The sequence below is a fragment of the Pseudomonas sp. TMW22090 genome (assembly GCF_022496665.1).
Classification (GTDB): Bacteria; Pseudomonadota; Gammaproteobacteria; order Pseudomonadales; family Pseudomonadaceae; genus Aquipseudomonas; species Aquipseudomonas gregormendelii.
In genome coordinates this window covers 72,490-91,549 of record NZ_SCFH01000003.1, presented here as the reverse complement: position 1 = coordinate 91,549, position 19,060 = coordinate 72,490, and the positions used below count along the sequence as shown (strand labels likewise).

16 protein-coding genes are annotated in these 19,060 nt (G+C 58.8%); 11 read left to right on the top strand and 5 right to left on the bottom strand.

Features of this window, described 5'->3' with window-relative positions:
* Window positions 1-5: 5 nt before the first annotated feature.
* The 4 genes from EQV97_RS09665 to EQV97_RS09650 all read right to left on the bottom strand — a co-directional run bounded on the left by EQV97_RS09665 (window position 6) and on the right by EQV97_RS09650 (window position 3,788).
* The gene (locus tag EQV97_RS09665; RefSeq protein ID WP_122841228.1) at window positions 6-770 is read right to left on the bottom strand and encodes a TOBE domain-containing protein; all 765 of its coding nucleotides are present in this window, start codon (window positions 768-770) and stop codon (window positions 6-8) included.
* 107 nt (window positions 771-877) lie between these two features.
* On the bottom strand, window positions 878-2,182 hold the full coding sequence (locus EQV97_RS09660) for a hypothetical protein (RefSeq protein ID WP_240888875.1): 1,305 nt from the start codon (window positions 2,180-2,182) through the stop codon (window positions 878-880).
* Window positions 2,172-2,669: a hypothetical protein gene (locus EQV97_RS09655; protein ID WP_240888874.1), complete on the bottom strand. Its 498-nt coding sequence runs from the start codon at window positions 2,667-2,669 to the stop codon at window positions 2,172-2,174. Before EQV97_RS09655 ends, EQV97_RS09660 begins: the two co-directional genes overlap by 11 nt.
* 384 nt (window positions 2,670-3,053) lie before the next feature.
* Window positions 3,054-3,788 carry a ComF family protein gene (locus tag EQV97_RS09650; RefSeq protein ID WP_122841230.1) on the bottom strand — a complete coding sequence of 245 codons (735 nt, stop codon included), beginning with the start codon at window positions 3,786-3,788 and terminating at the stop codon, window positions 3,054-3,056.
* Window positions 3,789-3,877: 89 nt separating this feature from the next.
* Here EQV97_RS09650 and bioB point away from each other — a divergent pair, with 89 nt between their 5' ends.
* The 10 genes from bioB (at window position 3,878) to EQV97_RS09600 (ending at window position 16,350) form a co-directional block, all read left to right on the top strand.
* Window positions 3,878-4,933, top strand: coding sequence for a biotin synthase BioB (gene bioB, locus EQV97_RS09645; protein ID WP_240888873.1), 1,056 nt, complete (start codon window positions 3,878-3,880; stop codon window positions 4,931-4,933).
* A 173-nt stretch (window positions 4,934-5,106) separates the two neighbouring features.
* Window positions 5,107-6,285 (top strand): 8-amino-7-oxononanoate synthase, encoded by a 1,179-nt coding sequence (bioF, locus tag EQV97_RS09640; RefSeq protein WP_122841231.1) that lies wholly within the window; start codon window positions 5,107-5,109, stop codon window positions 6,283-6,285.
* A complete protein-coding gene (locus tag EQV97_RS09635) occupies window positions 6,278-7,009 on the top strand; it encodes an alpha/beta fold hydrolase (RefSeq protein WP_122841232.1) in 732 nt (243 codons plus the stop codon). Before bioF ends, EQV97_RS09635 begins: the two co-directional genes overlap by 8 nt.
* The gene (bioC, locus tag EQV97_RS09630) at window positions 7,002-7,814 is read left to right on the top strand and encodes a malonyl-ACP O-methyltransferase BioC (RefSeq protein ID WP_240888872.1); all 813 of its coding nucleotides are present in this window, start codon (window positions 7,002-7,004) and stop codon (window positions 7,812-7,814) included. Before EQV97_RS09635 ends, bioC begins: the two co-directional genes overlap by 8 nt.
* Window positions 7,811-8,491, top strand: coding sequence for a dethiobiotin synthase (gene bioD, locus EQV97_RS09625; RefSeq protein WP_122841234.1), 681 nt, complete (start codon window positions 7,811-7,813; stop codon window positions 8,489-8,491). Before bioC ends, bioD begins: the two co-directional genes overlap by 4 nt.
* A 107-nt stretch (window positions 8,492-8,598) precedes the next feature.
* Entirely contained in the window at window positions 8,599-8,895 is a 297-nt protein-coding gene (locus EQV97_RS09620; protein ID WP_122841235.1) for a pyrroloquinoline quinone biosynthesis protein PqqE, read from the top strand.
* Window positions 8,896-9,172: 277 nt separating this feature from the next.
* The gene (locus tag EQV97_RS09615) at window positions 9,173-10,978 is read left to right on the top strand and encodes a phenylacyl-CoA dehydrogenase (protein ID WP_122841236.1); all 1,806 of its coding nucleotides are present in this window, start codon (window positions 9,173-9,175) and stop codon (window positions 10,976-10,978) included.
* A 230-nt stretch (window positions 10,979-11,208) separates the two neighbouring features.
* Window positions 11,209-12,498, top strand: coding sequence for a GGDEF domain-containing protein (locus EQV97_RS09610; RefSeq protein WP_122841237.1), 1,290 nt, complete (start codon window positions 11,209-11,211; stop codon window positions 12,496-12,498).
* A gap of 90 nt (window positions 12,499-12,588) precedes the next feature.
* Window positions 12,589-14,385, top strand: coding sequence for an acyl-CoA dehydrogenase C-terminal domain-containing protein (locus EQV97_RS09605; RefSeq protein WP_240888871.1), 1,797 nt, complete (start codon window positions 12,589-12,591; stop codon window positions 14,383-14,385).
* A gap of 186 nt (window positions 14,386-14,571) precedes the next feature.
* Entirely contained in the window at window positions 14,572-16,350 is a 1,779-nt protein-coding gene (locus EQV97_RS09600; protein WP_122841239.1) for an acyl-CoA dehydrogenase C-terminal domain-containing protein, read from the top strand.
* Between the two features lie 238 nt (window positions 16,351-16,588).
* On the opposite strand, the gene EQV97_RS09595 is transcribed toward EQV97_RS09600, so the two are convergent.
* Window positions 16,589-17,485 (bottom strand): LysR family transcriptional regulator, encoded by an 897-nt coding sequence (locus tag EQV97_RS09595; RefSeq protein ID WP_122841240.1) that lies wholly within the window; start codon window positions 17,483-17,485, stop codon window positions 16,589-16,591.
* Between the two features lie 169 nt (window positions 17,486-17,654).
* Here EQV97_RS09595 and EQV97_RS09590 point away from each other — a divergent pair, with 169 nt between their 5' ends.
* A complete protein-coding gene (locus EQV97_RS09590) occupies window positions 17,655-18,938 on the top strand; it encodes an aminotransferase class III-fold pyridoxal phosphate-dependent enzyme (RefSeq protein WP_240888870.1) in 1,284 nt (427 codons plus the stop codon).
* Window positions 18,939-19,060 lie beyond the last annotated feature (122 nt).

The following is a 19,060-nucleotide window of genomic DNA, read 5'->3' as shown; positions in this document are numbered from 1 at the left end:
ATGTTTCAGAGCGGCGTACCCAGCAGTACGTTGGAGGGAGCAAATTGCACCTGTACCGGTTTGCCGACGACCAGGCCCAGTGTTCGCAGGTGCAGCGGCTCGGCCAGCGCGCAGAGGGTCTGGCCGTTGGGCAGGCTGATGCGCACTTCACTCGGGCCGTCCTCGGCGTCGAATATTGCTTCGATCCTGCCCTGCAGGCAGTTGGTGCCGGGTGTGGGCTGTTGATTCATGCCCAGCAAATCAAGCCAGCCGGCCTTGATCAGCGCCACCACCTCGGTGCCGGTCTGCAGTTCCAGGCGCAGGGTGCTGTCGTGGGTGATCTGCGTGTCGATGACCAGTCCTGCGGCCAACTCCAGGCGGATCCGGTCATTGCGCCCCTGGGCGTTGATCGCAACGACTTTGCCGTGCAGTTGATTGCGCGCGCTGGTCCTGAGCATCAAGCGACCGAGCAGGTTCAGGTCGCTGGCTTCCTCAGCCGTTTCCAGCACCTGGGCCTGCACGACCTGGAGCTTCTGATACAGGCGCAACACCCGCTCACCTTCGCTGGAAAGCCTGGCGCCGCCACCGCCCTTGCCGCCGACGCTGCGTTCCACCAGGGGTTTTTGCGCCAGGTTGTTCAGCTCATCGATGGCGTCCCAGGCAGCCTTGTAACTGAGCCCGGCGCTTTTCGCCGCGCGGGTGATCGAGCCCTGTTCGGCAATGTGCTGCAGCAGGGCGATGCGCTGCGGGCGTCGGACGATGTGCTGGGATAACAGTGTTGGTAGAGACATCGAGTGATCTTTTCATGGAAGGCGTTGACGTCGAGTGTAAGTGAAATGTTTCTAACGCGAGACCTGACGCCACAAACTGGTGGGAGGCCGCTTGCCCTCTTGAAGCGTTACTCCGTTGCTTGCTCCATTGCCAACAAGACACTAGCCAATTTTTTGTCGCGCCGGTGAACAAAAAGAATCCTCATATTCAACAATAGAAAACCTGCGCCTGCCGCTGCGCTTTGAAGCAGCAAGAACGTCTCAAGGTCTGCAGTGTTGTAATGAAAACCGTAGAGGATGGGCGTCAAAATCAACAGCATGATTGCATTCGTCGATAATTGCGGGAGGAAGGTCTCCCCCCGGGCTCGAAGGTGGGAAATGGCCAGCGACAGCAATGAACTGCAGGTGAGGAACATTAATAACGTGAAGTAAAGCTTCATGGTGTAATCGAAGATGGATCCTCCGACGGCAAGAAATATATAGCTGGCAAAAAAATACAAAAGGGTGCCGCTTAGTATCATCATCCCGATTATCCAACTCAATCCAGCCCGATAGAATTGTGAGGAATATTTAACCTGCCGACTGACTTCCAGGCTATGAATTTGGCTGAGGGCCAGCGATGGAATGATGAGCAGCCCAACTACTGTCATAAATACGGATAGCTGGGCGACGAGCTGCGTATCGATTCGCGCCAGTCTTTCAGTCAGCAGGTAAAAATATAGTTTTTGCCCGCTCAACCCTGCTGCGATCGGAAGGCCTGTGCCCAAAAAAAAGCGCCACACTTTTTTTGCTGAGTTTAAAGAGTAATAATTTTGGTCTTTAGTCAGGCTTATTAGATACAATGAAGTAAGTAGTTCAGAGCCTAGAAAATAGGATGTGGCATAGTATTTAAAGTTGCTGTCGCTGATGATCGAAACAAGGGTTGTCAGTAAAATGCATCCAAGTAAAGTTATGGTGGTTTTTGCTCTTGCGCAGCTAGAAGCCTGTCCTATGGCTTCAAGGAAAAGCTGTAGATAAGTATTGATTACTAACAGCGGAGTACAGGCTATATAGATAAGCGCGAGCGTCCAGTAAGCGTCTTTGTCCAAGCCTTGTAGTCCGTCTGCTCGACTGATGAAAAAAGTTGCTGAAAAACACGCTAAATACGTTATCATTGCAATGATCAATGCAAGTGTAAAACCGCCGGTAAATACTTCACGTTGTGCCGCAAGATTGTGTGCTAGAGAAGCTGCCCTATTACCAATAGTGGCCAGTATTAAAGAGAAAAATACTGATATTATCGTAGCGGCAGCAAGCACATAAGAAAAAACTGGTAAATCATCAGCGCTTTTATGCGCCATCAGCACAAAGACGGTTGAAATTCCAATCGCGGGCGTCAAACGACCTACCGTAAATGCGAGTAGTGATTTCCTGACTGCCTCACTATAGTTCACGCTCGGCACTCCATATATTCAACATTTTGCTTCCGAATTCAGATTCGTGAAGTTTTTGGGTTAATTGAAAAGCTGTGTCGAGATTTGCAGTGTCGGCGTGATTTCTAGTGCCGAAGTATGGGTAATGATGAAAGTAGTAACCAAATATTTGGTTGCAATCATTGATGTATTGGCGGGTGTCCAGTATGTGATGGTGCCAAATTTCATCGACTTCGAGCATCGGTGGAATAATTGGAAATTCATCAAGATATTTTTTATTTAAGAATAAAAAATTTTTGTAATATTGAAGAGCTACCTCTGCTTCTGCGGGTGACCATTTTCTGCACAGCAGTGGGTCTGCCGAGCACAGTTTTTCAGCAATAGAAGAGAAGTCAATATTATTTATGTAGTTTACTGCTTCTTCCAATGTCGGATGGTTCGCGTCGTTCGTTGGAGGCTCCATGCTGTGCGGTAAAGTTTTCGCTATATTTTTGTATTGATTGTTCATTGCGGGTCCTTGTTTTATCATCTGGAGCTGCCAGATTTAACTGGCAGCTGTTTAATGAAATTTTACCAGCCGCCGCCACCTTGGCAGTGACCGCCACCACCATTGTTATTGCGTTGACTCAACAATTTTTTTGCTTCAGCTGAAAGTTTCTGAATGGGTTTGATGGTGGGTTTTTTGTTGGTTTTGATTAGCCTGGGTTTCTCCGATGTTTAAGTAGTTATATCTTTGTGTTGCCGTATCGATGGTAGTTTTTAAATATTCGGATGCAATACTTTTTCGAAAAAACAGTAAGGGACTACATCCTTTTCTTCATGCGGTGTAGGAAAAGTCTCGAAATTAATATCTGCATTTAAAAACGCTCCAGCATCGGGTACCACCTGATGATCATTCTTCTGGCTTCGCCGTCCGTCCCAAGCAATACACGTCGACCCGCCACGCGCCGGCCTCGATCAACAGACGAGAGATAGCCTCAGCGGTGGAGGCGGTGGTAAGGACGTCATCGATAAGTGCTACATGGCAGCCTTGGACCTGCTCTGCGTTGACCAGGGTGAATGCACCGCGCAAGTTATGCTTCCGGGCTTTGGCGTTTAAGCCTTGCTGCGCAGGTGTTTCCTTGGTTCTCGTTATTAATTGTTCGTTGACTGGCAGACTCAAGAACGTGCCCAGCCAGTTTGCCAGCATGCCCGCCTGGTTAAAGCCGCGCTGACGCAGGCGTTTTCTGGCGAGGGGCACGGGCACCAGGTAGTCGGGGCGCGGCAAGCCTTCGTCAAAGCGATGCTGCAGGTAGTGTGCGAGAAGTTCGCCGAGCAGGCGCCCATATGGCCATTTTGCGCTGTGTTTGAAGCGGGTGATCAGGCTGTCAACCGGGAAGTCGTAGAGCCAGGGCACAGCGACCTGTTGAAAGGCTGGCGGTTGCTTCAGGCACTGCCCGCAGGTCATGCCTGGCGCGAACAAAGGCAGTGCGCAGGTCTGGCATTGATCGCCCAGCCATGGCAGCTCGGTTTCACAGGCCATGCAGATCGGGGCGGTCTCTTCGACATCTTCCTGGCACAGCAAACAAGGCTGTTTGTTTTTTAACCAGATGTAAACCGGTCCATCGTAACGTGGTTGACAGCGCATCGCTCTTCCTTAAATATGCCGAACATCCGTGTCGCGCCTGTGGTTATTCCATAACCGGCGCCTGCCAAGCATAAAACAAGGAAACGCCCATGAGCGCCAGCACCACTGCAAACCTGCGTCATGATTGGTCTTTGGCCGAAGTCAAAGCGCTCTTCGTGCAGCCATTCAATGACCTGCTGTTCCAGGCGCAGACGGTGCACCGCGCGCATTTCGACGCCAATCGCGTCCAGGTTTCCACGCTGTTGTCGATCAAGACGGGTGCCTGCCCGGAAGATTGCAAATATTGTCCGCAGTCGGGTCACTACAACACCGGGCTGGAAAAAGAAAAGCTGATGGAAGTGCAGAAGGTCCTCGAAGAGGCCGCTCGCGCCAAGGCCATCGGATCGACGCGATTCTGCATGGGCGCGGCCTGGAAGCATCCTTCGGCCAAGGACATGCCCTATGTGCTGGAGATGGTCAAAGGTGTGAAAGCCATGGGCCTGGAAACCTGCATGACCCTGGGACGTCTCGATCAGGACCAGACCGAGGCGCTGGCCCAGGCGGGCCTGGACTATTACAACCACAACCTCGACACGTCGCCGGAGTTCTACGGCAGCATCATCACCACCCGCACCTACGGCGAGCGCCTGCAAACCCTGGCCAATGTGCGTGATTCGGGGATGAAGATCTGTTCCGGCGGAATCCTGGGCATGGGCGAGTCCCTCGATGACCGCGCCAACCTGCTGATCCAGCTGGCCAACCTGCCGGAGCATCCGGAGTCGGTGCCGATCAACATGCTGGTGAAAGTCGCCGGCACGCCGCTGGAAAATGCCGAGGACATCGACCCCTTCGACTTCATCCGCATGCTGGCGGTCGCGCGCATCCTCATGCCGCAATCCCACGTGCGCCTGTCTGCAGGCCGTGAGGCGATGAACGAGCAGATGCAGGCCCTGGCATTTTTCGCCGGCGCCAACTCGATTTTCTACGGCGACAAGCTACTGACCACAGCCAACCCGCAGGCTGACAAGGACATGCAGTTGTTCTCGCGCCTGGGGATTCTGCCGGAAGCGCGTGAAGAGCATGCCGATGAGGTGCATCAGGCGGCGATCGAGCAGGCGCTGGTGGAGCAGAAGAGCAGCGAGCAGTTCTATAACGCGGCCGTTTGAAGATCCCGCTGCCGCTGATTGGAATACAAACCCTGTGGGAGTGAGCCTGCTCGCGATACGTTAGACCACCCAGTCGACATCGATATCGAGTGTTCTGGCCTTATCGCGAGCAGGCTCGCTCCCACAGGGGGCGTGCTCACATTGTTTTATGGGATTTGACCTTCGAGGCCTGCATGTCTTTTGATCTCGCCGCACGCCTGGCAGCCCGTCGTGCCGAAAACCTCTACCGCCTCCGCCCGCTGCTCGAAAGCCCCCAGGGCCCGCAAGTGGTGGTCGATGGCCAGCCGTTGCTCGCCTTCTGCAACAACGACTACCTTGGCCTGGCCAATCACCCCCAAGTGATTGAAGCCTGGCGTGCTGGCGCGTCCAAGTGGGGCGTGGGGGGTGGTGCCTCGCATCTGGTGATCGGCCATAGCGGGCCGCACCATGCACTCGAAGAAGCCTTGGCTGACCTGACTGGTCGCCCCCGCGCCTTGTTGTTCACCACCGGTTACATGGCCAACCTGGGCGCAGTGACCGCGTTGGTGGGGCAGGGCGATACAGTGCTGCAAGACCGCCTCAATCATGCGTCATTGCTGGACGCTGGCCTGTTGTCCGGCGCGCGCTTCAATCGTTACCTGCATAACGACCCGACAAGCCTGGCCAGGCGGCTCGAAAAAGCCACCGGCAATACCCTGGTGGTCACCGACGGCGTGTTCAGCATGGATGGCGATATCGCCGACCTGCCTGCCCTGGCGCGTGAAGCCCGGGCCAAGGGCGCGTGGTTGATGGTCGACGATGCCCACGGTTTTGGGCCGCTGGGTGCCAACGGCGGTGGGATCGTCGAGCATTTCGGCCTGAGCCAGGAGGATGTTCCGGTGCTCGTCGGCACGCTGGGCAAGGCCTTCGGCACAGCGGGAGCCTTTGTTGCCGGCAGCGATGAGCTCATCGAAAGTCTGATCCAGTTCGCGCGCCCCTATATTTACACCACCAGTCAGCCTCCCGCCCTGGCATGCGCCACCCTCAAAAGCCTCGAGCTGCTGCGCAGCGAACACTGGCGGCGGGCGCACTTGAAGACGTTGATCGGCCAGTTCCGCCAGGGGGCGCAGCAGATCGGCCTGGAGTTGATGGACAGCTTCACCCCCATCCAGCCGATCATGATCGGTGACGCCGGGCGTGCGGTTCGCCTGTCACAAATGCTGCGCGAGCGCGGCCTGATGGTGACTGCAATTCGCCCACCCACTGTGCCTGCCGGCAGCGCCCGGTTGCGGGTGACCCTGACCGCTGCGCACAGCGAAACGCAGGTGCAGCTATTGTTAAACGCACTGGCAGATTGTTTTCAACAATTGGGAGCTGAGCCAAGCCATGCGTAATCGACTGATTCTGCTGCCAGGCTGGGGCCTCGGAATTTCGCCCCTGGAACCGTTGGCTGCGGCGTTGCACGGGCTGGATGAACACCTGAATGTCGAGATCGAGCCGCTGCCGGAGCTGGATTCGAGTGATCTCGACGACTGGCTGGATGAACTCGACTCCACCGTACCTCAAGACGCCTGGCTGGGCGGCTGGTCGCTGGGCGGCATGCTGGCGGCCGAATTGGCCGCCAGGCGCGGTGATCGCTGTTGCGGCCTGCTGACGCTGGCGAGCAATCCTTCGTTCGTTGCCCATGAACAATGGCCCAGTGCGATGCCCGGTGAGACCTTCGATGCTTTTTTGGCCGGTTGCCGCGACGATCCGCGAACGACCCTCAAGCGTTTTTCGCTGCTGTGCGCCCAGGGCGCCGAGGATTCGCGCGGTCTGTCACGGCTGTTGCTGGGCGGTGCTCCGCACAGCTCGCCAGCGGTGTTGATGAGCGGCCTGGAGTTGCTGGCGCAACTGGATACCCGCCAGGCATTGCAAGCTTTTCGCGGTCCGCAGTTGCACCTGTTCGCTGGCCTGGACGGGCTGGTACCCGCTGAAGCGGCAGGCGACTTGCTGGCGCTGCTGCCGGATGTGGAAATCGGTCTGATTGAACAGGCCGGTCACGCTTTTCTTCTGGAGGACCCGCACGGAGTGGCCGGGGCGATCCAGGCCTTTTTGCATGAGAGCGGCGATGACTGATTTGTCCCTTCCCAACCTGTCCGGCGGTTTGCCGGACAAGCGCCAGGTGGCGGCCTCCTTTTCCAGGGCCGCGGGCACCTACGACAGCGTGGCCGAATTGCAGCGCGATGTTGGTAGCGAGTTACTGCGCCGCTTGCCGGAAGACTTTTCTGCGGGTCGCTGGTTGGACCTGGGCTGCGGCACTGGCTACTTCAGTCGTGCACTGGGCGAACGCTTTACCGGCGCGCAGGGTGTGGCGCTGGACATCGCCGAGGGCATGCTCGCGCACGCTCGGCCTCTGGGTGGCGCAACGCATTTCATCGCCGGTGACGCAGAGTGCCTGCCGCTGCAGGATGCGAGCTGTGACCTGATCTTCTCCAGCCTGGCGGTGCAGTGGTGCGCAGACTTCGCCTCGGTGCTCAGTGAAGCGCGGCGGGCGCTCAAACCGGGGGGCGTTTTCGCGTTTGCTAGTCTGTGTGTGGGCACGTTGTTCGAGTTGCGCGACAGCTGGCGCCGGGTGGACGGCATGGTGCACGTCAATCGCTTCCGCGAACTGGGCATCTATCAGCATTTGTGCACCGACAGTGGATTGCGTGTCGCGAGCTTGCAAACCCGTGCGCATGTACTGCATTACCCGGATGTGCGCAGCTTGACCCATGAACTCAAGGCGTTGGGTGCCCACAATATCAATCCGGGTCGGCCTGGTGGTTTGACCGGTCGGGCGCGGATCCTCGGCTTGATCGAGGCTTATGAGCAGTTTCGTCAGGCCGAAGGTCTGCCGGCGACTTATCAAGTGGTCTACGCGGTCCTGGAGAAACCCTTATGAGTGCAGCCTATTTCATTACCGGTACGGACACCGATGTGGGCAAGACCACCGTAGCCGCAGGCTTGCTGCATGCCGCGCGGTCGGCGGGCATGAGCACGGCAGCGGGCAAGCCGGTAGCCTCCGGCTGTGATGTGACACCCAAGGGGTTGCGCAATGCCGATGCCCTGGCATTGCTGGCGGAATGTTCCATGCCGTTGACATATGTGCAGGTCAACCCGGTAGCGTTCGAGCCCGCCATTGCCCCCCACCTGGCCGCCCGCGAAGCGGGCGTGGCGTTGACCGTGCAATCGCTGTTCATTCCCATGCGGCAGATTCTGGACATGCAGGCGGACTTCACCTTGATCGAAGGCGCCGGCGGCTGGCGGGTGCCGCTGGCAGACCAGGACAACCTGTCGGACCTGGCGAAGGCGCTGAACCTGCCGGTGATCCTGGTGGTAGGTGTGCGCCTGGGCTGCATCAATCACGCGCTTTTGACAGCCGAAGCGATCGCCCGCGACGGCCTGCAGCTGGCTGGCTGGGTGGCCAATATCATCGATCCGAAGACTTCGCGCCTGGAGGAAAATCTCGCGACACTGGCCGAGCGAATCCCTGCGCCTTGCCTCGGCCGGGTCCCAAAACTCAAGCTGGTGAGCGCTGAAGCCGTGGCCGAGCATCTGCAGCTGGATCTGCTGGACTAGGTTTTGCCTATGACAAGGCACTGTGCCATTAGTGTTTTTGTCGGGTCTTTTGCCGGCAGGTCTGCTTCAATGAGGGTTGTTGATCCTGCACAAGGACGGATTCTGCGATGGAAATCTCAGGTAACAGCGCTTTTTATGCCGGACTGGGTACGGTTCAAGCCGGGCAGAACCGCATCGACCAGGCTGCCGGGCAAATTGCCAACACCAGCCTCGAGCGGTCGGCGCTCAGTCAGTCTTCCGAACTCCAGGCCGGGCGCCTGCGTTCGGTCGATAGCAGTCAGCAGTCGGATCTGGCCAGCAACCTGATCGAAATGTCCCAAGGCAGGCTTCAAGCCGAACTGGGTATGAAGGTGGCCAAGGCTTCCGATGAAATGCTCGGAACGTTGATCGATACTTACGCCTGAATCGCCCCTCCTGCTACCAGCCTGACGCCGCGCCTGCGCGCGGCGTTTTTGTGCGTAAGTCCTTCTCCCTCAACTAATCTTTCATGTAACACGCTGCAATGCGCCAGCGGCCGGGTTCGGCTGCGTGTTGAAAACGTCGTAGCCATGATGACGAACGGCAAAAGATCGGCGCTTGACAAGTTTTGGTCGTAAACGTATGTTTCAAACAACTGTTTGACCGCCACAACAAATCAACGCGGTCGTTCATCCCCGGTTACATCAGCAGAGGTTTATCGCTATGCCTGACTACAAGGCCCCCTTGCGTGATATTCGCTTCGTTCGTGACGAGCTGCTCGGCTACGAAGCGCACTATTCGAGCCTTCCGGCTTGCGCAGACGCGACTCCGGACATGGTTGACGCCATTCTCGAAGAGGGCGCCAAGTTTTGTGAGCAGGTACTGGCTCCGCTGAACCGCGTGGGTGACACCGAAGGCTGCACCTGGAGCGAGTCCGGCGTGAAGACCCCGACTGGCTTCAAAGAGGCTTACAAGCAATTCGTCGAAGGCGGCTGGCCGAGTCTGGCTCACGACGTGGAGCACGGCGGCCAAGGCTTGCCGGAGTCACTGGGCCTGGCAGTCAGCGAAATGGTCGGCGAAGCGAACTGGTCGTGGGGCATGTACCCTGGCCTTTCCCATGGCGCGATGAACACCATTTCCGAGCACGGCACGCCTGAGCAGCAAGAGGCTTACCTGACCAAGCTGGTGTCCGGCGAGTGGACCGGTACCATGTGCCTGACCGAACCACACTGCGGTACTGACCTGGGCATGCTGCGCACCAAGGCCGAACCTCAGGCCGACGGTTCCTACAAAGTCTCCGGCACCAAGATTTTCATCTCGGCCGGCGAACACGACATGGCCGACAACATCGTCCACATCGTGTTGGCACGCCTGCCGGATGCACCGGCTGGCACCAAGGGCATTTCGCTGTTCATCGTTCCCAAGTTCATGCCGAACGCTGACGGTTCAATCGGCGAACGCAACGCTGTGACCTGTGGTTCCCTGGAACACAAGATGGGCATCCACGGTAACGCCACCTGCGTAATGAACTTCGACGCGGCTACCGGCTTCCTGATCGGCCCGGCGAACAAAGGCCTGAACTGCATGTTCACCTTTATGAACACCGCACGCCTGGGTACCGCGCTGCAAGGTCTGGCACACGCCGAGATCGGCTTCCAGGGCGGCCTGAAATACGCTCGCGATCGTTTGCAAATGCGCTCGCTGACTGGCCCGAAAGCGCCGGAAAAAGCCGCGGACCCGATCATCGTGCACCCTGACGTACGTCGCATGCTGTTGACCATGAAGGCTTTCGCTGAAGGTAACCGTGCAATGGTTTACTTCACTGCCAAACAGGTCGACATCGTCAAATACGGCGTAGACGAAGAAGAGAAGAAGAAAGCCGACGCACTGCTGGCGTTCATGACCCCGATTGCCAAGGCCTTCATGACTGAAGTCGGCTTTGAATCGGCCAACCACGGCGTACAGATCTATGGCGGCCACGGCTTCATCGCCGAGTGGGGCATGGAGCAGAACGTTCGCGACAGCCGCATTTCGATGCTGTACGAAGGCACCACCGGTATCCAGGCCCTCGACCTGCTGGGCCGTAAAGTGCTGATGACCCAAGGCGAAGCCCTCAAAGGTTTCACCAAGATTGTCCACAAGTTCTGCCAGACCAACGAAGGCAACGAAGCCGTTCAGGAGTTCGTCACCCCTTTGGCTGCACTGAACAAAGAGTGGGGCGAGTTGACCATGAAGGTCGGCATGGCCGCCATGAAGGACCGCGAAGAAGTCGGCGCCGCTTCGGTGGATTACCTGATGTACTCCGGTTACGCCTGCCTGGCCTACTTCTGGGCTGACATGGCGCGCCTGGCTGCTGAAAAACTGGCTGCCGGCACTTCCGACGAGGCGTTCTACACCGCCAAGCTGCAGACCGCGCGCTTCTACTTCCAGCGCATCCTGCCGCGTACTCGTACGCACGTGGCAACCATGCTGTCGGGTGCTGGCAACCTGATGGACATGAAAGAAGAGAACTTCGCGCTGGGCTACTAAGCTTCGGGCGGGTCTGACAAAACCGCTGCTTCCTCGGGAGCAGCGGTTTTTTTATGCCTGTCATTTGCCGGGAGCAGCCAAGGGACGCATAAATATTTGCCCCGATCCATCAAGAAATACACCTTTGCGGCCGTTATAGAAGATGGCCATATGACATCCCATTTGGCGCTGTGTTTTACTGCAATCATTCACGCGCACTGCCATCAACCTTAACAGGCTGGAACTTACCCTTGCCGCGTCCATCCGCTGTACGTCTCAGCCATTTCCTGCCTTCATTGCTGCTCTTGATTGCGGGGCTCTCGGCTGCTTACGTCAAGGATCTCAACGTCTTTTTCACTTCGCTGTTCAATGTGTTGCCAACCCTGGTATTGCTGCTCGGCGGCGCCTATTGCGCGGTCTATCGGCGCCAGCGCGAATTGTTCCTGATGTTGACGGTGTACATCGCCTACTATCTGCTCGACACTCAGACCGACTACTACCGCGACAACGGCAAAGTCCGCGATGATGCGGCGGTGGTGTTTCATCTGTGCTGCCTGTTACTGCCGCTGCTGTTCGCAGTATTCGCCGCCTGGCAGGAGCGCACTCATCTGTTCCAGGACATGCTGGCGCGCTTCGCGGTGTTACTGGCCGTTGGCAGTGTCGCGCTGGCGCTGGAGCAAAGTTATCCCCAGGCCCTGCTAATGTGGCTGGCGGAAATTCGCTGGCCCGCCGTGCACGGCGCCTGGATGAGCCTGATCCAGTTGGCGTATCCGGTGTTTATCGCGGCTTTCCTGCTGCTGGCGTGGCAATACTGGCGTCATCCCAGGCCTCTGCATGCCGCGCAATTGGTCGGCCTGCTCGGCCTGTTCTGGATGTTGCCGGAGACGTTCATCCTGCCGTTCACCCTGAACATCATGTGCAGCCAGGTGATGCTGATGATCGCGACGGCGGTGGCCCATGAAGCCTATCAAATGGCCTTTCGCGACGAGCTCACCGGCCTGCCGGGTCGGCGCGCCCTGAACGAACGCATGCAACGCCTGGGGCGCAATTATGTGCTGGCGATGAGCGACGTCGATCACTTCAAGAAATTCAACGATACCCATGGCCACGATGTCGGCGATCAGGTGCTGCGGCTGGTGGCCAGCAAGCTGTCGAGGGTCGGCGGTGGCGGGCGGGCGTATCGCTATGGTGGCGAGGAATTTGCCGTGGTGTTCGCCGGGAAAACCCTGGAGGAATGTTTGCCGCACCTGGAGCTCATCCGCGAATCCATCGCCACCTACAATATCCATCTGCGTAACCCGGACAGCCGCCCCCAGGATGATCAACAAGGACGCCAGCGGCGTGCGGGGGCGGGCACGTCGAGTGTGTCGGTGACGGTCAGCATCGGCGTGGCGGAACGGCTGGAGCAGCGCACGCCAGATCGCGTGCTCAAGTCGGCGGACGAAGCGCTTTACAGCGCCAAGGGCGCGGGGCGCAACTGCGTCGTGGTCTTTGGGCAGAACCGCCGGGGCGCGGTGCGCATGGAAGCCGCTACGGATTGAGTGATGGTGGCGCATTCAGCGTCTGGACTGTGATTGTCCGGCGGGTTCGGCGGCAGTAGGTTGCAATGATCTGCTGCCGGAGAAATGACCATGCCCGAGTACAAAGCTCCCCTGCGCGACATGCGCTTTCTGATCGACCACGTCTTCGACTTTCACAGCAACTACGCGGCCCTCGGCGCCACCGACGCCAGCCCGGACATGGTCAGTGCGATCCTCGAAGAGGGCGCGAAATTCTGCGAGAACGTGCTCGCACCGCTCAACCGCAGCGGTGACGAAGAAGGCTGTCATTTCGACAAGGGTGTGGTGACCACGCCGGCAGGCTTCAAGCAAGCTTTCGCGCAATATGTTGAAGGTGGCTGGCATGGCCTCGCGGCAGATCCGGCATATGGCGGCCAGGGTTTGCCCAGCTCCCTGGGGCTGGTGATCAGCGAGATGGTCGGTTCCAGCAATACGTCCTGGGGCATGTACCCGGGGCTGACCCATGGCGCCATGTCGGCGATCCACGCCCACGGCACTCAAGAGCAGAAACAGACCTACCTGAGCAAACTCACCGCAGGCCAGTGGACCGGCACCATGTGCCTGACCGAAGCCCACTGCGGCACGGACCTGGGCATCATCAAGACCCGCGCCGTGCCTGCGGCGGATGGCAGCTATGCCGTCTCTGGCAGCAAGATCTTCATTTCAGCCGGCGAGCATGACCTGAGTGACAACATCATTCACCTGGTACTGGCCAAGCTGCCGGATGCACCCGCCGGCACCAAAGGGATCTCGCTGTTCATCGTGCCCAAGTTCCTGCCCGATAGCCAAGGCGAAGCCGGCGAGCGCAACGGTGTCACCTGCGGTTCGATCGAGCACAAGATGGGCATCAAGGCCTCGGCCACCTGCGTGCTGAACTTCGATGGCGCCACGGGTTACCTGATCGGTGAACCTAACAAGGGCCTCAACTGCATGTTCACCATGATGAACCATGCCCGCCTAGGCACCGGCATGCAGGGGTTATGCCTGGGAGAAGCGAGTTTTCAGGGGGCGATCAAGTACGCCAACGATCGTCTGCAGATGCGCTCGCTGACCGGACCCAAAGCACCGGACAAGCCCGCCGATCCGATCATCGTGCACCCCGATGTACGCCGCATGCTGCTGACCATGAAGGCCTTCAACGAAGGCAATCGGGCACTCACCTATTTCACCGCGCAGTTGCTGGACGTCGCGCACTTGAGCGCGGACGCAACGGCGCGACAGGACGCCGAGGACTTGCTGGCGTTCCTGACCCCCATCTGCAAAGCGTTCATGACCGATACTGGCCTGGAGGTGACTAACCTCGGCATGCAGGTGTACGGCGGCCACGGGTTTATCCGCGAGTGGGGCATGGAGCAGTTGGTGCGGGACTGCCGCATTGCGCCGATCTATGAAGGCACCAACGGCATCCAGGCGCTGGACCTGCTGGGGCGCAAAGTGCTTGGCAGCCAGGGCAAGTTGCTGCGGGGCTTCACCAAGGTCGTGCACAAGTTCTGCGTCGCCAACGCCGCGCATCCTCAGTTGTCCAGCTACGTGGCGCAGTTGAACGATTTGAACCGGCAATGGGGCGAGGTGACCACCCAGGTGGGCATGGCCGCCATGAAAAACCCCGACGAAGTCGGCGCCGCCTCTGTGGATTACCTGATGTACAGCGGCTACATCATCCTTGGCTATCTGTGGTTGCGCATGGCGCTGGTCGCGCAGGCGCAGCTGGACGAGGGCGGCGGCGATGCCGATTACTGCCGGGCTAAACTGGCCACCAGCGAGTTCTACTTCAAGCGATTGCTGCCGCGAACATCGGCTCACCGGGCGGCTATCGAGGCGGGTAGCGACTGCCTGATGAAGTTGCCGGCACAATTGTTTGCGCTATAAGTCGTAAAGATCGCAGTCTTCGGCAGCTCCTGCGGGGGCAGGCGGTGTCTGCGATGTTGTTTTCAGTGACCAAAAATTACAAAACAGTCACAAGCTGACGCTATGTGTCGTAAAAGTTGTTGGGTTACACTCGATTCACCGAAGTACTTTCCGTGAATCAACTGTAAAGATCCTGCGAGGTTTGCCATGGCTGACTACAAAGCGCCCCTGCGCGATATGCGCTTCGTTCTCAATGAAGTGTTCGAGGTCGCCAAACTCTGGGCCGAGTTGCCTGCGCTGGCCGACACCGTCGACGCGCAGACTGTAGAGGCCATTCTCGAGGAAGCCGGCAAGGTCACCAGCAAAAGTATCGCACCGCTCAGTCGCGCGGCCGATGAAGAAGGTTGCCATTGGGCGGACGGTGCCGTCACCACACCGGCAGGTTTCCCCCAGGCTTATCAGACGTACGCCGAAGGCGGTTGGGTCGGTGTAGGCGGTGATCCGGCCTATGGTGGCATGGGCATGCCCAAGGCGGTGTCGGCTCAGGTCGAAGAGATGGTCAACTCTGCCAGCCTGTCCTTCGGGCTGTACCCGATGCTGACCGCCGGCGCCTGCCTGTCTATCAATGCCCATGCCAGCGAAGAGCTCAAGGCGGCCTACCTGCCGAACATGTACGCCGGTATCTGGGCAGGCTCGATGTGCCTGACCGAACCGCACGCCGGTACCGACCTGGGGATCATCCGCACCAGGGCCGAGCCTCAGGCCGACGGCTCCTACAAGGTCAGCGGCACGAAGATCTTCATCACCGGTGGCGAACACGACCTGACCGAGAACATCATCCACCTGGTGCTGGCCAAACTGCCGGACGCACCTGCGGGGCCCAAGGGTATTTCGCTGTTCCTGGTGCCCAAGTTCATGGTCAATGCCGATGGCAGCCTGGGCGCGCGCAACCCGGCCAATTGCGGGTCGATCGAACACAAGATGGGCATCCAGGCCTCCGCGACCTGCGTGATGAACTTCGACGAAGCCGTGGGTTATCTGGTCGGCGAGCCGAACAAAGGCCTGGCGGCGATGTTTACCATGATGAACTACGAGCGCCTGGGCGTCGGCATTCAAGGGCTGGCCACAGGCGAACGCTCCTACCAGAACGCCGTTGAATACGCTCGCGACCGCCTGCAGAGCCGTTCGCCGACAGGCGCGCAAAACAAGGACAAGGTGGCTGACCCGATCATCGTCCACCCGGACGTGCGGCGCATGCTGCTGACCATGAAAGCCTCGAACGAAGGCGGCCGTGCGTTCTCCACCTACGTGGCGATGCAACTCGACACGGCCAAGTTCAGCGAGGAAGCGGTCACCCGCAAGCGCGCAGAAGACCTGGTGGCGCTGCTGACCCCGGTCGCCAAGGCGTTCCTGACCGACCTGGGGCTGGAGACTACCGTGCATGGCCAGCAGGTCTTTGGTGGCCATGGCTACATTCGCGAATGGGGCCAGGAGCAACTGGTGCGCGACGTGCGGATCACGCAGATCTACGAAGGCACTAACGGCATCCAGGCACTGGATCTGGTCGGCCGCAAGATCGTCGGCAGCGGCGGGGCGTTTTATAACCTGTTCGCTGACGAGATCCGTCACTTCACCGCGACGGCGAGCGCCGACCTTGCGGAGTTCACCAAACCGCTCAACGATGCCGTGACAACACTCGACGAGCTGACTGCCTGGCTGCTGGATCGTGCCAAAAGCAACCCTAATGAAATTGGTGCCGCCTCGGTCGAGTACCTGCAGGCCTTTGGTTATGTAGCCTACGCCTATATGTGGGCGCTGATGGCCAAGGCCGCGTTCGGCAAGGAAAATCAGGATGATTTCTACGCGAGCAAACTGGGCACTGCGCGTTTCTACTTCGCACGTCTGCTGCCGCGTATTCATTCGTTGAGCGCTTCGGTGAAGGCCGGCAGCGAGTCGCTGTTCCTGCTGGATGCAGCACAATTTTAGAGATGTAACGCCATGTAAGCATTTGCTTACACGACGTGCTGCCGATCTGCCCTATGCGAAAATTGGATCCAGAGCTAATCTACTTCACATGGACGTCGCGCAGGAAGCGCAAAGCAACAACACGGACACGTAGGATTCTGCCAGGACGGCGGAGCGAAATGGATGTCAGGGAAACAGTCTGCAAAGCCCCGCTTCGGCGGGGTTTTCTTTGTCCGCAAGAAAATGCCGGGCTGCGCGCCTAACGCTCGACCGGACCATTGATGACCTCTTCCAGCAGTGTACGCAACAAGGCCAGCGAGGCTTGTTGACGCTGTACATCCCGACACACCAAGCCTACCTTCAACGGCACCCGCGGCTCGGTCAGCGGTTTCCATAGCAGTTCGTCGTTGCCCAGGGCCTTTTGTGAGCGTCCCGGAAGTACCGTGGCCAGGCGGGTGTGCGGCAGGCTGTCGAGAATCCCCGCCATATTATTCAGTTCCGCCTGCACTTGCGGGCGCCGTCCAAGATTGGCTAGCTGTGTCTGCCAGATCTGCCGCACCTGAAACTCCTCCCCCAGCAATAACATTGGCAGTTCGGCGGCCTGGCTCATCGAGACTTTCTTGAATTCACGCAACGGGTGATCCGCCGGGATGACCAGCGTCAGTTCATCTTCGTACAGCAACACCCCGTGTAAACCTGGCTGGCGGGGCGGCAGGTAGCTGATGCCGATATCCAGCGATCCATTGAGCAAGCGTCGTTCGATTTCCAGGCCGGTCAATTCATAGATCTGCACCACCAGGTGCGGTTGGGCCTTGCGCACCCGTTCGAGCATCTGCGGCACCAGGCTGGTGTGGACGGTCTGCAATACGCCGATGGCCAGGGTGCGCAGGGCCTGGCCCTTGAAGCTGCCCAGTGCTTCACGCGCGCGCTGCAAGCCATCTAGCAAGGGCAGGGCGTGGTTGTACAAAGTGTGAGCGGCCAGGGTTGGCAGCAGGCGCTTGCTGCTGCGCTCGAACAGGCTGACGTCGAGGTTTTCCTCAAGGTGGCGGATCTGCTGCGACAGTGCGGGCTGCGAGATAGCCAGACGCTCTGCCGCCCGGCCCACATGACCTTCTTCGTAGACCGCGACGAAATAACGTAATTGCTTGAAATCCATAAGTAACTCTTATCGAAAATACTGCTAAATCGAAATGGTCGAATGTTGCGCATCCGCCTAGTCTAACCGCAATCAGAAGGCTTACAGGGCCCGCGCGGACGATGAACACCGATTACGTCGAAGTCATTTACATAGGCAATACAAAAAACCTCCACCGAGGTGAAATCTGATGAATCTGTTCAAAATGCGTCGTGGTCTCCCGGACCTTGACGACCTCGCCCTGGACGCGATTGCGCCATCTACAACGGTTAACCCCTCCCGCGAGTACCTGATGCCCAGCGTCGAGCGCCCTCAGCAAGTATTCGTGCGCGGCCAGGGCTCCTGGCTGTGGGACAGCGCCGACCGGGCGTATCTGGATTTCACCCAGGGGCGAGGTGCCAACAGCTTGGGGCATAGCCCTTCAGCGCTTGTAAGTGCGATTGCCGAGCAGGCGCAGGCGCTGATCAACCCCGGCTTTGCCTTGCACAACCGCGCCATGCTCAGCCTGGCCGCACGACTATGCCAGCTCACCGGTAGCGACCAGGCGTACTTGCTCAACACCGGCACCGAAGCCTGCGAAGCGGCAATCAAGCTGGCGCGTAAATGGGGGCAGCGGTACCGTGCCGGAGCCTCGCGCATCATCGTGGCCAGCAATGCTTGCCATGGCCGCAGTCTCGCGACTATTTCGGCGTCGGACAGCTCGACGCTGACCAATCGGTTCGAACCGCAACTGCCAGGCTTCAGTCACGTTCCGTTCAACGACCTCGCGGCCCTGCATGCGGCTGTCGACGCCAGAACGGTGGCGATTATGCTTGAGCCGATCCAGAGCGAAGCAGGCGTCATCCCGGCCACCGCGAATTACCTCAAGGGCGTCGAGCGTTTGTGCCGCGAGCTGGGTATTTTGCTGATCTTCGATGAAGTGCAGACCGGTCTCGGCCGATGCGGCCAGCTACTCGTGGAACAATCCTGTGATGTCCGTGCCGATATCGTCGTGCTGGGCAAAGGCTTGGGCGGGGGAGTACCGCTGGCCGCCTTACTCGCCCGGGGCACTGCCTGTTGTTTCGACCCGGGTGAGCTGGCGGGGACCCATCACGGTAATGCGCTGATGAGCGCTGCGGGCCTGGCAGTAATGGATGCGCTGCAGGACCGGGGATTTCTCGAGCATGTCGCCACGGTCGGCCAGCACTTGCGCGAAGGCCTGGCGCGTCTGGCGCACCGTTACGGCCACGGCGAACTGCGCGGGCAAGGGCTGCTTTGGGGGTTGGATCTGTCCGACGACTCGGCCGAGGCAGTGGTCAAAGCCGCGCTGTACGAAGGCTTGCTGATCGACGCCCCGCAACCGGCTTGCCTGCGCTTCACCCCGGCACTCACGGTGAGCAAAGCCAACGTCGACGAGATGCTCCTGCGCCTGGCCCGTGCGTTCTCTCGCGTGCGCACCGCGCAACTGCAGTGCCGCAAAGGGATTGCCGTCTGACCAGACCCTTCCTGCAGGAATTTCCGAACCGTCTCGCGGTATAACGCATCGCCCCAGGCCTGATTTTTTTGGCGTGGGGCGTTTTTTTGCCTGTATGGATGCGCTAAACGTGGGAAGCAGTG

Bases quoted from the DNA above. Each gene is read 5' to 3' on its own strand.
- EQV97_RS09665 (WP_122841228.1), bottom strand. From the start codon at position 770: ATGTCTCTACCAACACTGTTATCCCAGCACATCGTCCGACGCCCGCAG.
- EQV97_RS09655 (WP_240888874.1), bottom strand. From the start codon at position 2,669: ATGAACAATCAATACAAAAATATAGCGAAAACTTTACCGCACAGCATG.
- EQV97_RS09650 (WP_122841230.1), bottom strand. From the start codon at position 3,788: ATGCGCTGTCAACCACGTTACGATGGACCGGTTTACATCTGGTTAAAA.
- bioB (WP_240888873.1), top strand. From the start codon at position 3,878: ATGAGCGCCAGCACCACTGCAAACCTGCGTCATGATTGGTCTTTGGCC.
- bioF (WP_122841231.1), top strand. From the start codon at position 5,107: ATGTCTTTTGATCTCGCCGCACGCCTGGCAGCCCGTCGTGCCGAAAAC.
- EQV97_RS09635 (WP_122841232.1), top strand. From the start codon at position 6,278: ATGCGTAATCGACTGATTCTGCTGCCAGGCTGGGGCCTCGGAATTTCG.
- bioC (WP_240888872.1), top strand. From the start codon at position 7,002: ATGACTGATTTGTCCCTTCCCAACCTGTCCGGCGGTTTGCCGGACAAG.
- bioD (WP_122841234.1), top strand. From the start codon at position 7,811: ATGAGTGCAGCCTATTTCATTACCGGTACGGACACCGATGTGGGCAAG.
- EQV97_RS09620 (WP_122841235.1), top strand. From the start codon at position 8,599: ATGGAAATCTCAGGTAACAGCGCTTTTTATGCCGGACTGGGTACGGTT.
- EQV97_RS09615 (WP_122841236.1), top strand. From the start codon at position 9,173: ATGCCTGACTACAAGGCCCCCTTGCGTGATATTCGCTTCGTTCGTGAC.
- EQV97_RS09605 (WP_240888871.1), top strand. From the start codon at position 12,589: ATGCCCGAGTACAAAGCTCCCCTGCGCGACATGCGCTTTCTGATCGAC.
- EQV97_RS09600 (WP_122841239.1), top strand. From the start codon at position 14,572: ATGGCTGACTACAAAGCGCCCCTGCGCGATATGCGCTTCGTTCTCAAT.
- EQV97_RS09595 (WP_122841240.1), bottom strand. From the start codon at position 17,485: ATGGATTTCAAGCAATTACGTTATTTCGTCGCGGTCTACGAAGAAGGT.
- EQV97_RS09590 (WP_240888870.1), top strand. From the start codon at position 17,655: ATGAATCTGTTCAAAATGCGTCGTGGTCTCCCGGACCTTGACGACCTC.